At 68.3% G+C, this 12,488-nt stretch carries 11 protein-coding genes; 5 read left to right on the top strand and 6 right to left on the bottom strand.

Annotation, left to right across the window (positions count from 1 at the left end; translation table 11 throughout):
* The first annotated feature begins 189 nt into the window (after positions 1–189).
* From ACWGRX_RS17350 to ACWGRX_RS17335, 4 genes are all read left to right on the top strand, one after another.
* Positions 190–930 (top strand): sulfite exporter TauE/SafE family protein, encoded by a 741-nt coding sequence (locus tag ACWGRX_RS17350; RefSeq protein ID WP_452118557.1) that lies wholly within the window; start codon positions 190–192, stop codon positions 928–930.
* 90 nt (positions 931–1,020) lie between these two features.
* Positions 1,021–1,809 carry an SDR family NAD(P)-dependent oxidoreductase gene (locus tag ACWGRX_RS17345; RefSeq protein WP_291638817.1) on the top strand — a complete coding sequence of 263 codons (789 nt, stop codon included), beginning with the start codon at positions 1,021–1,023 and terminating at the stop codon, positions 1,807–1,809.
* Positions 1,810–2,019: 210 nt separating this feature from the next.
* The gene (locus ACWGRX_RS17340) at positions 2,020–4,098 is read left to right on the top strand and encodes an elongation factor G (protein ID WP_452118556.1); all 2,079 of its coding nucleotides are present in this window, start codon (positions 2,020–2,022) and stop codon (positions 4,096–4,098) included.
* Positions 4,099–4,307: 209 nt separating this feature from the next.
* Positions 4,308–6,023 (top strand): AMP-binding protein, encoded by a 1,716-nt coding sequence (locus ACWGRX_RS17335; protein ID WP_452118680.1) that lies wholly within the window; start codon positions 4,308–4,310, stop codon positions 6,021–6,023.
* Positions 6,024–6,050: 27 nt separating this feature from the next.
* Here the strand turns inward: ACWGRX_RS17335 and ACWGRX_RS17330 are convergent, their stop codons facing one another.
* From ACWGRX_RS17330 to dapF, 3 genes are all read right to left on the bottom strand, one after another.
* Complete coding sequence (locus ACWGRX_RS17330; protein WP_291638820.1) at positions 6,051–6,623, bottom strand: hypothetical protein; 573 nt, start codon at positions 6,621–6,623, stop codon at positions 6,051–6,053.
* An 83-nt stretch (positions 6,624–6,706) separates the two neighbouring features.
* Complete coding sequence (gene mtaB, locus ACWGRX_RS17325; protein WP_452118555.1) at positions 6,707–7,981, bottom strand: tRNA (N(6)-L-threonylcarbamoyladenosine(37)-C(2))-methylthiotransferase MtaB; 1,275 nt, start codon at positions 7,979–7,981, stop codon at positions 6,707–6,709.
* A gap of 1 nt (position 7,982) precedes the next feature.
* Positions 7,983–8,861, bottom strand: coding sequence for a diaminopimelate epimerase (dapF, locus tag ACWGRX_RS17320; protein ID WP_452118554.1), 879 nt, complete (start codon positions 8,859–8,861; stop codon positions 7,983–7,985).
* 143 nt (positions 8,862–9,004) lie between these two features.
* On the opposite strand from dapF, the gene ACWGRX_RS17315 reads away from it, so the two are divergent.
* Entirely contained in the window at positions 9,005–9,886 is an 882-nt protein-coding gene (locus ACWGRX_RS17315) for a GyrI-like domain-containing protein (protein WP_452118553.1), read from the top strand.
* A gap of 121 nt (positions 9,887–10,007) precedes the next feature.
* Here ACWGRX_RS17315 and ACWGRX_RS17310 read toward each other — a convergent pair whose 3' ends face one another.
* The 3 genes from ACWGRX_RS17310 to ACWGRX_RS17300 form a co-directional block, all read right to left on the bottom strand.
* Entirely contained in the window at positions 10,008–11,066 is a 1,059-nt protein-coding gene (locus ACWGRX_RS17310; protein ID WP_452118552.1) for an MBL fold metallo-hydrolase, read from the bottom strand.
* Between the two features lie 73 nt (positions 11,067–11,139).
* Positions 11,140–11,739 carry a class I SAM-dependent methyltransferase gene (locus ACWGRX_RS17305; protein ID WP_452118551.1) on the bottom strand — a complete coding sequence of 200 codons (600 nt, stop codon included), beginning with the start codon at positions 11,737–11,739 and terminating at the stop codon, positions 11,140–11,142.
* A 10-nt stretch (positions 11,740–11,749) separates the two neighbouring features.
* On the bottom strand, positions 11,750–12,376 hold the full coding sequence (locus ACWGRX_RS17300) for a LysE family translocator (RefSeq protein WP_452118550.1): 627 nt from the start codon (positions 12,374–12,376) through the stop codon (positions 11,750–11,752).
* Positions 12,377–12,488 lie beyond the last annotated feature (112 nt).

The raw sequence follows: 12,488 nt of genomic DNA, 5'->3' as shown, positions 1-12,488 counted from the left end.
CTGAGCGCGGGCGTTACGGCTCGCTGTTTTCAGTTGAGAGCGCGGCCATACAGGAGCGTGGCGGGTTTGTCGAGATGGCGGCGGTGCCGCAGGCGGCATGAAACGGCCACGCTTGCGACAGGGCTTGCGCGAGAATAGCAGAATCGGATGCGGTGAGCCACGCGTGGCGGTGCGACGGGGTAGAGCAGAGTGGCGGATATCCTGAGCTACGCCTCCCTGTTCACGCTGCTGGTCGGGCTGGTTGCCGGCGTCGTCAGCGGCGTGGTCGGGACCGGTTCGTCGATCATGCTGCTGCCGGTGCTGGTCTGGTCCTTCGGGCCGAAGCAGGCGGTGCCGATCATGGCCGTCGCTGCGGTGATGGCGAATCTCGCGCGCGTCCTCGCCTGGTGGCGCGAGGTCGACTGGCGCGCCTTCCTGGCCTATGCGCTGCCCGGCATTCCGGCGGCGATACTGGGCGCGAGCACGCTGCTGCGCCTGCCCGTGACGCTGATCGATATCGGGCTCGGCATGTTCTTCCTCGCTATGATTCCCGGCCGGCGTTGGCTCGAGGCGCGGCGGATCAGACTCTCGCTCGGGCAGCTCGGCCTGGCCGGGGCGGCGATCGGCTTCCTGACCGGGCTCGTGCTCTCGACCGGCCCGCTCAGCATCCCTGCCTTCATGGCCTATGGGCTGACCAAGGGGGCGCTGCTCTCGACGGAGGCGGCGACCTCGCTGTTCATCTACGTCACCAAGGTCGCGACCTTCCGCTCGCTGGGCGCGATGCCGCTCGCCATCCTCGCCAAGGGGCTGATCGTCGGGGCCTCGCTGATGCTCGGCACCTTCGCCGGCAAGGCACTGGTGATGCGCATGGACCGGCGGACCTTCCAGCTCCTGCTCGACGGCATGATGCTGTTCTCGGGGCTCTTCCTGATCGCAGCCGCTTTCCGCTGATTGCAGCGTCGGCAACCGGCGCACACGCTTCCGGCCGGCGCTCGCCGGCTGTAAGGAAGGCGAAAGGCCCGTCGCCCGGAGTTCAGTGAAATGTCGGATAGCTCGATCAGGACCGTCCTCGTCACCGGCGCGGCGCGCGGCATCGGGCTGGCGACGGTCAAGCGCTTCCTCGCCGACAACTGGCGCGTCGCCCTGCTCGACATCGACGCGCATGGCCTCGGCGAAGCGATGGCGCAGCTCGATGCGCCGACGGTGACGCTGTCGCTGGTCTGCGACGTTGCCGATCCCGCCGGGGTCGCGGCGGCTGTCGACGCGACGGTCGAGCGCTTCGACCGGCTCGATGCCCTCGTCAACAATGCCGGGACGGCGGTGTTCAAGCCATTGCTCGAGACCACCCATCAGGAATGGCAGCGCGTGCTCGACGTCAACCTGACCGGGCCGTTCCTGACCACCCAGGCCGCCGCTCCGGCGATGGCCGACAATGGCGGCGGTGCGATCGTCAACATCACCTCGATCTCGGGCCTGCGGGCCTCGACGCTGCGGGTCGCCTACGGCACCAGCAAGGCGGCGCTCGCCCATCTCACCAAGCAGCAGGCGGCAGAGCTCGCCGGGCTCGGCATTCGCGTCAACGCGGTCGCGCCCGGCCCGGTCGAGACCGCCATGGCCAAGGCGGTGCATTCGCCGGAGATCCGCGCCGACTATCACGACGCGATCCCGCTCGCCCGCTACGGGCTGGAGGAGGAGCTCGCCGAGGCGATCTTCTTCCTGTGCAGCGACAAGGCGAGCTACATCACAGGCCAGGTGCTCGCCGTCGATGGCGGCTTCGACGCGGTCGGCATCGGCCTGCCGACCCTGCGCGGGCAGCGACGCAACCGCTGAGCCGCGACAACATTCTCCTTGCGCCCGCCCGCATTCGGCGCGAACCTTCGGCTCGACATCCCTCTTCGACGGCCGCCCGACCCTGTCGGGCCCGAGCGACCGCCGCCTTCCCGGCGTGGGCGCTTTCCGGTCCCGCCGGTTTTCCGCCGCCGGGAGCGGGGGGCCTTCGGCCTTGATGCCCTCACGCGGCCATAACCGAAGGAGGACGACATGGCTGCGGCTCCCGCCAATGGAGGAACTTCGTCCGGGGTCAGAGCCAGGGGGCCACGATGCATCGCCATCGTCGGCCCCTTCCAGAGCGGCAAGACCAGCCTGTTCGAAAGCATCCTGGAACGCTGCGGCGCCGTCTCACGCGCCGGCTCGGTCAAAACCCGCAACAGCGTCGGTGACGCCTCGGCAGAGGCCCGCGCCCATCAGATGAGCACGGAGCCGAACGTCGCCACCGTCGATTTCCTCGGTGAACGCTTCACCTTCGTCGACTGTCCCGGCTCGGTCGAGTTCCTGCACGAAATGCGCCATGTCCTGACGGCGGTCGATGCCGCGGTCGTGGTCTGCGAGGCGGATGATCGCAAGGCGCCCGCGCTGGAATTGGTGCTGCGCGAGCTCGAGGAAGCCGACATCCCGCGCTTCCTGTTCCTGAACAAGATCGACACCGCGACGCGCCGGGTCCGCGAGACGCTTGCGCTGCTGCAGCGCGCCTCGCGCACGCCGCTGCTGCTGCGGCAGATCCCGATCTGGCGCAACGGCATTGCGGTCGGCTTCATCGACCTGGCTCTGGAGCGCGCCTTCGTCTACCGCGAGCATGCGCCGAGCGAGGTGGTGCCGCTCGCAGCCGAAGAGATCGAACGGGAACGTGACGCCCGCTTCTCGATGCTCGAAAAGCTCGCCGATTACGACGACACCCTGATGGAGGATCTGCTCGGCGACATCGAGCCGCCACGCGACCTGATCTTCGACGATCTCGCCCGCGAGCTCCGGGAACGCCATGTCGTGCCGGTGCTGATCGGCGCGGCGGAGCGCGGCAACGGCGTGACCCGCCTGCTCAAGGCGCTCCGGCACGAGGCGCCGGGGCTGGAGACGACGCGTGGTCGCATCGGGGTGGTCGAAGGCGGTGCGGCGCTCGGCCTGGTGATGAAGACCTGGCATTCCGGCCAGGGCGGCAAACTCTCGCTCGCCCGCGTGCTGCGCGGCCGGCTTTCCGAGGGGGACATGGTGACGTCCTCGGCCGGCAACGAGGCCCGGATCGGCGGCGTGCTCGAGCTGAAGGGGGCCGAGCAGTCGCGCCTGCCGGCGGCCGAGGAAGGCGAGGTCGCGGCGTTCTCGCGGCTCGAAGGCGTGCGCACCGGCGATGCGATCGCCGCCGGCAAGGTCAGGCCGGACGCCATCAGCGCGGTTGCGCCACCCGAGCCGGTGCATGCGCTGGCAGTGACGGTGAAGGAGCGCAAGGATGATGTCCGGCTGGCGGCGGCCCTGGCCCGGCTGATCGAGGAGGATACGGGGCTGAGCCTGCAGCATCTCTCCGAGTTCGGCGAGATGCGTCTTTCCGGCCAGGGCGAGATGCATTTGCGGGTCGCCCTGGAACGGCTCTCGGGACGCTATGGCGTCTCCGTCGAGAGTGCCGCCACGGAAGTCGGCTATCGCGAGAGCATTCGTGGCAAGGCGAGCGCGCGGGGCCGGCATCGCAAGCAGAGCGGTGGCCATGGCCAGTTCGGCGACGTCGTATTGGAGGTCACGCCGCTGCCGCGCGGCGAGGGTGTCCGCTTCGTCGACCGGATCACCGGTGGGGTCGTGCCGCGCCAGTACATCTCCTCGGTCGAGGCCGGGGTGCGCGATTTCTGCCAGCGCGGGCCGCTCGGCTTTCCGCTGGTCGATGTCGAGGTGACCCTGACCGACGGCTCCTATCACACCGTCGATTCCTCCGACATGGCGTTCCGCCAGGCGGCCCGCATCGCGATGAGCGAGGCCTGCCCGCAGGCGAAGCCGGTGCTGCTCGAGCCGATCCTGGCGGTCGAGATCGTCATCCCCTCGGATGCGATGTCGCGCGCCTCGGCCCTGGTCTCGGCGCGGCGGGGGCAGATCGTCGGCTATGACGCCCGGCCGGGCTGGCGTGGCTGGGACCAGATCAATGCCCAGGTGCCGGAGGCGGAAATGGCGGGGCTGATCGTCGAGCTGCGCTCGGCGACGTCCGGCGTCGGCTCGTTCAGCGCCCGCTTCGACCATCTCGCCGAACTCGCCGGCAAACCGGCCGATGCGGTGGTCGCGGCGCAGGCCATGGCGCAGGCGCGATAATCCGGTTGCGGCGAATAAGTTTATACATAAACTATCTGTGGTGAGGCCGCGGCGGGTGCTTGCACCCGCCGCAAGCATTTCGCAGTGTAGCAAGGCCATGAGAAGAGACGGTTTTCCGCCGCCGGAATGGCTGGGCGGGCCGCCTCGGGAGAGCTCCGCAAGCCCGGCGACAGGGTAGGGAGCGGTAAGGGAGGACGATGATGAACGCGATGACAGCCGCGGGCACCGGTTCGGACCTGCGGCCCTGGTTGGCCCATTATCCGGCAGCGGTGCCGGCCGAGATCGATCCGGCCGCGCCAGGGACCCTGGCCGAGCTGATCCGCTTGGCCTGCGAGCGCTATCCGCAGCGCGAGGCCTTCGAGAGCTTCGGCAAGAATCTGACCTATGCCGAGATCGGGCGCGCGGCGCGGGCGTTCTGCGCCTGGCTGCAGGGGCAAGGCTTCCGGAAGGGCGACCGGATCGCGCTGATGATGCCGAACATCCTCGCTTATCCGGCGACGATCTTCGGCGCACTGCTCGGCGGCTACACCGTCGTCAACGTCAATCCGCTCTATACGGCGCGCGAGCTGACGCATCAGCTGACCGATTCAGGCGCCCGCGCCCTGGTGGTGATCGAGAATTTCGCGCATGTCGTCGAGGAGGCGCGCCCGCATCTGAAACTCGACGCGATCGTCGTGGCGACGGCCGGCGACCTGATGGGTTTCAAGGGCACAATCGTCAATTTCGTCGCCCGCAAGATCAAGAAGGTGGTGAAACCCTTCGACCTGCCGGGCTCTTTCCAGCTCAAGGCGATCCTGGCCGGCCCGGCCACCATGGCGCCGGTCACCGTGGAGCCCGACGACGTCGCCTTCCTGCAATATACCGGCGGCACGACCGGCGTCGCCAAGGGCGCGATGCTGACCCACCGCAACGTCGCGGCCAATGTCGAGCAGGCCCGGCTCTGGCTGGGCTGGGCGATCGAGCCACCGCTCGGACGCAGCGACTACCAGCACGTCATGGTCACGGCGTTGCCGCTCTACCACATCTTCGCGCTGACCTGCTGCTGCCTGTTCATGCTGCGCATCGGCGCCAAGGGGCTGCTGATCGCCAATCCGCGCGACATCGCCGGCTTCATCAAGACGCTGAAGGCGAGCCGGTTCACGCTCTTCTCCGGGGTCAATACCCTCTACAATGCGCTCGGCAACCATCCCGACATCGGCAAGGTCGATTTCTCGGAACTGCGCTTCTCGGTCGCCGGCGGCATGGCGACGCAAGCGATCGTCGCCAAGCGCTGGCGCGAGGTGACCGGCAAGCCGATCATCGAGGGCTATGGCCTCTCCGAGACTTCGCCGATGGCCTCGGTCAACCGGCCCGACATCAGCGAGTTCACCGGTACGATCGGTTTCCCGCTGCCCTCGACCGACATCGTGATCCGCAATGCCGACGGCAACGAGACGCCGCTGGGCGAACCCGGCGAGATCTGCATTCGCGGGCCGCAGGTGATGTCAGGCTACTGGAAGCGGCCGGACGAGACGGCCAAGGTGATGACACCGGACGGCTATTTCCGCTCGGGGGACATCGGCATCATGCTGCCCGATGGCCAGGTCAAGATCGTCGACCGGATGAAGGACATGATCCTGGTCTCGGGCTTCAACGTCTATCCGAACGAGGTCGAGGACGTGCTTGCGGCCCATCCGGGCGTACTCGAAGCGGCGGTGATCGGCCTGCCCGACGAGCATTCCGGCGAATCCGTCGCCGCCTTCGTGGTGAAGAAGGATCCGGCGCTGACGGCCGAGGCATTGCGCGGCTTCTGCAAGGACAGCCTGACCGGCTACAAGGTGCCCAGGCAGATCATCTTCCGCGACAGCTTGCCGAAGACGAATGTCGGCAAGGTGCTGCGCCGGGCGCTGCGCGAGGAGGTCGCCGCCTCGGCGAAGAAGGGCTGAGGCGCGGCGCCCCAGCCGGGGTGCCGGTCATTCGGGCGCGTGGATCGTCGCCCGCAGCGCCTTGAACTGCGTCAGCGCGGAGGCGAGCCCCGCCTTGTCGGTGACGCAGATCAGCGCCGTGCGACCCTTCGGCGTCTCGAGAGTCGAGGTGAACATCCGCACATTTTCGGCATTGGGGCCGGCCTTCGGCGTCACGATCAGCTCGATGCCGCTGAAGCCCTGATGCTCGAACAGTTTCAGATCGGAGACGGTACCGATCGTCTCGAACATGTCGCGATAGAGCTTCTGCCATTCCGGCTTGGCCATCTGGGCATTGATGGCCTCGCGGTTGAGGGCGGCGTTCTGGGCGGCGGGCTTGAAGCCGAGCGTGCAGAGCCGGCCGTCGGCATTGACCGCCTTGGGCGTGCCGGTGCTCGAATCGATGTCGATGGTGACGTCGAACTGCGGATGCGGCTTGCCGGCCTTGCCGACGAAGGGCTTGGGCGGTGACACGGAAAGGCCCGAGGCCGCATCGCCATAGGACTGGGCGCTGGCTGAAGTCCAGGCGAGGGCGAGCGGGAGCGCGGCGAGGAGGGCGGTCTTGCGGAAGCGGTCGATCATGGCGTGAGGCTTGGGTCCGGATTGCGACATGGGCGAGACGTTTGCGCCGTCTGCCGTTGCATGAAGGGCAAGCGGGTGGTGCGTCAAGCTGCGAGCAGTGCCTTGTCGCCGCATGAGGTGGCCGTGACCGGCAGAATCCGGCCTGCCGGAACATGGTGACCGAAGCGGACCAGGGTGAAGTCCTCGGCGCGGCCGCTGTCCCCGCGCTCGGTCAGGACGGCGAGCCTGCGGCCGATCCTGGCCTCCAGATGGCGCCGGTGGGCGGCTTGCGCGGCATCGCGCAGGCGCTGGGCCCGCTCGCGCACGATCTCGCCGGGAAGCTGGGGCATGCGGGCCGCCGGCGTGCCGGGCCGGGCGGAGAACGGAAAGCCGTGGACATAGGACAGGCCGCATTCCTCGATCAAAGCGAGGGTGCGGGAGAACATCGCCTCGTCCTCGGTCGGGAAGCCGGCGATCAGGTCGGCGCCGAAGACGATGTCTGGCCGCAGGGCCCGCACCTCCGCGCAGAAGCGCACGGCATCGGCCCGGCCATGGCGGCGTTTCATGCGCTTCAGGATGAGGTCGTCGCCCGATTGCAGGGAGAGATGGAGATGCGGCATCAGCCGCGGCTCGGTCGCGACGAGATCGCGCAGCTCATCGTCGATCTCGACCGCGTCGAGCGAGGACAGGCGCAGGCGCGGCAGCTCGGGCAGCGCCGCCAGAAGGCTGCGGACGAGGGCGCCGAGCGAAGGCGTGCCCGGCCGCTCCCGGCCATAGCTCGTCAAATCGACGCCGGTCAGCACGATCTCGCGCGCGCCTTCGGCGACGAGCGCCCGTCCCTGGGCGATGACCGCTTCGATCGTGGCGGAGCGGGCATTGCCGCGGCCGAGCGGGATGACGCAGAAAGTGCAGCGATGGTCGCAGCCATTCTGCACTTGCAGGAAGCCGCGCGTGTGCTCGGCAAGCGCCCGCGTGCGCTGCGGTGCTGCCCCGCGCGCCTGCATGATGTCGCCGACCTGCAGCTTCTCCTCGGGAGCCCGGACGGCGCCATCTCGCAGGCTGTTCGAGGCGGCGAGCCGGCGCCAGTTCTCAGGCTCGAGCTTCTCGGCATTGCCGAGCACCGCAGCGACTTCCGGCATGGCGGCGAAGCGTGCGGGCTCGATCTGCGCCGCGCAGCCCGAGACGATCACCGGCCGGTCCGGCTGTTCACGCCCCAGCCTGCGGATCGCCTGGCTGGCCTGGCGGACAGCCTCGGCCGTGACGGCGCAGCTATTGACGATGGCAATGTCGTGCAAGCCGGCCGCCTCGGCCCGCGCCTGCATCGCCTCGCTCTCGACGAGGTTGAGGCGGCAGCCGAAGGTGAGGGTCTCGATCGGCATCTCAGGCGACGAACAGCGCCGGCTCCAGCACGCCTTCGCGCTCGAGCTCGACCGGTCCGGTCATCAGGACATGGCCGTCGCTCTCGCGCCATTCGATCACGAGATCGCCGCCGGGCAGGCTGACGGTGGCCTTGCGGTCGCTGAGTTCGCGCCGGACGGCGGCGACCAGGGCCGCGCAGGCGCCGGAGCCGCAGGCACGGGTGATGCCGGCACCGCGCTCCCAGACGCGCAGCACGATATGGTCGGGCGCCTTGACGGCGGCGAGGCCGATATTGGCGCGGTCGGGGAAGATCGGATGGTTCTCGAGCAGCGGGCCGATCTGCTCAAGATTGAAGCGATAGGGGTCGTCGACGAAGAAGACGGCGTGCGGATTGCCCATGTTGACGGCCCCCGGCGTGTGCAGGACCGGCGCGTCGATCGGACCGATCTGCAATTCGAAGCCGCTGGTGTCGTGGAAGGGCTCGGCGAGCGGGATCTCGTCCCAGGCGAGACGTGGCTCGCCCATGTCGACGGTGAAGACGACGTCGGAGAGGCGCCTGGCCGGCAGCAGGCCGCCCTTGGTCTCGAGGGTGAGCGTCTTCTTTGCTGGATCGCCCATTTGCGGATCCGCCATCATCGCCCAGGCGACGCAGCGCGTGCCGTTGCCGCAGGCGCCGGCTTCGGAGCCGTCAGTGTTGTAGATCCGGACGAAAGCGTCGGTTCCGGGCGTCCTGGGATCGTGCAGCACCATCAACTGGTCAAAATGCATGCCGGGTGCGGCGGCGATGGCGCGCGCCTCGCCTGCCGATACGACAGTTTTGGTTCCGCGCAGGTCCAGCACGGTGATCTCGTTGCCGAGGCCGTTCATCCTGAGGAACCGGCGATGCGCGAGAGCGTTCATGTCGTCACATGTCCATGATGATGCGGCTCTATGACCGAGACGTCGAAAAAACGCCACCCTGTGGGGCTCTTGTCTGGCGATACGAACGGCGTAGCTTGCGGCGCAACGACGCGAATCGGTCGTGTCAGGTCGGGACTATCGGGATGCGACACTCCAACCTGTGCATGATCGCCCTGGCGGCCTGCCTCACGGCCCCCGTCGCCGTACCGGCCCAGACTAGGGTCGCCCCGCCTGCCAGCGTCGAAAGCACGCCCTTGGCGCCGCCATCCGGAGCGGCCGCGCCGGCGCAGAACGCCCCGTCGGCCCAGGCGCAGCAAGGGCAGCCGGCGCAGGGCCAGACATCGCCGGCCGAGCCGCAGCCGGTCCAGCCGCCGCCGACCCTACCGGCTCCAGCGGCGCCGCAGCCGGTCCAGCCCACCCCGCAGGCGCCGGCCGAGCCGCAACCCGTGCAGCCGCCGCCGACCCTGCCCAATCCGCTGCCGGCGCCGCCCGCGCAGCAGCAGACAGGCACGCCAAATCCGAACGCCACCCTCGCCGGCAAGCCCGGCGATCCGTCCGATGTCGACGAGGTCGCGCTCACCGCCCGGCCGGTGCTGGCTTTGCCGGGCCAGGCGAGCTGGGACCAGGGCTTCCAGCGTCTCTCCGAGAGCATCAACCTGCTGCGTGCCGAGGCGGGCAAGGCTGGGCTAAAGATCGCGGGGCGCCCGCTCGCCCTGTTCGTCGAGACCGACGACAACGGCTTCAAGTTCGAGGCGATGCTGCCGGTCGATCGGGCGCCGGATGCAGCAGCGTCGGGCGCTCTTGCCAATGGCGTGCGGGCTGGCCAGTCGCCGACCGGGCGCTCGCTGCGCTTCGTCCATACCGCACCCTATGACGACATTGACTCGACCTATGAGACGATCACCGCCTATCTTGAGGCCAAGAACATCGTGGTGAAGGACGCCTTCCTCGAGGAATATGTCGGCGAGCTCAAGGACCCGGGCGACCCCAATCTCGAGATCAACGTCTACGTGCAGCCGAAATAACGCACGGCCTTGCCGTCATGGTCGGGCTCGTCCCGACCATCCACGTCTTTGCCTTGCTGATCGGATGCGGTGTTCGAGACGTGGATGCTCGCCATAGGGGCGAGCACGACGGGGCGGCGCCTTACGCTTCCCAGACCAGCCCGGGCTGCATCGCCCTGAAGTGCTCCGGCGGCATTCCGGCCTTGCCGAGCGCGACCTTGAGCGCCTCGGGCGGCCGGCCGACCCCTTCGTCGGTGAGCTGGAAGGTGCCCCAGTGATGGCCGAGCGCCTGCTCGGCGCGCAGGAGGCGCATCACCTCGACCGCCTCTTCCGGGTTCATGTGATTGTCGCCCATGAACCAGCGCGGCTCATAGGCGCCGATCGGCAGCAGAGCGAGGCGGAAGGGTCCGTGCTTTTCGCCGAGCTCGCGATAGAGCGAGCCGTCATGGAAACCGGTGTCGCCGATATGGAAGAGCTTGCCGGCCGGTGTCTCGATGATGAAGGAGCACCACAGCGCCATGCGTCGGTCGAAGGCACCGCGCGCCGACCAGTGATAGCTCGGCACCAAGGTCACGGTGACGTTGTCGGACAGCGCAAGGCGCGCGCCCCAGTCATGCGCCTCGGCTTGGATCGTGGCGTCATGGTCCTTGACGATGCTGTCATTGCCGAGCGGCATGATCATGCGTGGCCGGTCGCGCTGGTGCAGACGCGCCAGCGTGTCGACGTCGAGATGGTCGTAATGGTTGTGGGTGACCAGGACGATATCGATCTTCGGCAGGTTGGCGAAGGCGACGCCGGGCGCATTCACCCGCTTCGGACCGAAGAAGGAGAACGGGCTCGCCCTCTCGGAATAGACGGGGTCGATGAGGATGTTGAGGCCGGCGGCCTGGAGCAGGAAGGAGGCGTGGCCGAGATGGGCGACGCGCAGGCCTTCGACGCTTGCCGGAGGCTGGTCCTGCGGCGGCGCCGGAAAATGCTCAGGGAACGCCTCCTTCTCGCGATTCCCGGTCTGCCAGCGCAGGAAATCGAGCAAGCCCTTGGTCACCGGCCTCCCGTCGCTGAAGGTCAGGCCGTTGAAATGGTCGCTGACCGGCCCCTGGTAATAAGGGTTGCGCGAGCGCTGATAGGAAGCCCAGGCGACTCCACCGGAGGCAAAGAGGGCGGGGATTCCGAGGAAGCGGAGGAATTTTCGGCGGTTCATGACTGCCGATGTGGGCGGCGATCGGATGGTTTCAAGTCGCAGGCTTGGACGGAAAGCAGGGGAAGCACCGCGTTCAAGCGTTCTTGATCGCGAAGGCGTGCAGCCAGCGGGTCGGTTCGCCGTCATAGCCGCCGCCGGTTTCCGCCGCGATGTCGAGGCTGTGCCACGCACCGGCGCCATAGGCTTCGCGCAGCCATTCGGCCGAGGGGTAATTGTAGTAGCGCCCGAAACGGTCGCGCCCTTCCGCCTCGCCGGCCTTGAAGCTGGCATAGAAGGCGCCGCCCGGCCGCAAGGCGGCGTGGATCTTCGCGATGATGGCGGGGAGGGCGGTGCGCGGAACGTGCAACAGGCAGGCCTTGGCCCAGACGCCGTCATAGGTCGCGCTGGCATCAAGGTCTTCGAAGAGCAGGACGGAGACCGGCCGCCCGAGCCGCAGCGCGGCCTGGGCGGCGAGTTCCGGCGAGCCGTCGGTCGGGGTGACCTCGAGGCCGCGCCCCAGCAGGGCGGCGCTGTCCTGCCCGCCGCCGCAGCCGAGTTCGAGCACCTGCCCGCCGGCCGGAAGCAGGCTGGCGAAGCGCTCGATGCGGGCGAGATCGGCTTCCCGCCCGCGCCCCGCATAAGTCTCGGCTTCTTCGGCGTAGAAGCCGAGCGTGGCGCTGTCGCGTGCAGGCATGATGGGGTCCTCAGTTGCTGCCGGAGCGCATCGCGACCGTCGCGATCCCGGCTCCGACCAGCAGGGTGCCGCCGGCCTTGTTGAACAGGCCGATGGCGCGCGGATTGCTGACCACCGAGCGGGCGTGCGAGGCGATCAGCGCGTAGCCGAGCGCATTGGCGAAGGCGAGGCCGATGAAGGTCGCCTCGAAAATCAGCATCTGCGTCCAGAAATCGGCCTTCGGATCGAGGAATTGCGGCAGGAAGGCGACGAAGAAGGTGATGCCCTTCGGGTTCAGCGCGGTCACCAGCCAGGCATGGCCGAGCATCTTCCACGCCGAGGTCGCATCCTTGCGCGGCTCGGCGTTCAGGCTGCCGCCGGCGCGGAAGAGCTTGATGCCGAGATAGATCAGATAGGCGGCGCCAATCCATTTCAGGGCGGTGAAGACGGTCGCGGACGTCGCCAGCAGCGCGCCGACCCCGAGCATGGAGAGCGTCATCGCCGTGAAGTCGCCGAGCGCGACACCGACCGCCATCGGGAAGGCGGTGCGCCAGCCCTGGCCGAGCGCATAGGAGATCACCAGGAGGATGGTCGGTCCCGGGATGACGAGCAGCACGGCGGTGGCGGCGGCGAAGGCGGCCCAGGTTTCGAGGGTCATGAGGAAAGGCTCCCGTTAAAGACGAGAGCCATCACCAGCCGGGGCGGATTGTAAAGGGGTAGTTCGGTCGGTCTGACGAAACGTCAGAGAGCCGCTGCCGTCTTCCCGGATA

Source organism: Allobosea sp. NPDC055594, from assembly GCF_053618995.1.
The sequence above is the reverse complement of the archived record's forward strand: the minus strand, read 5'-3'. Positions and strand labels throughout refer to the sequence as shown.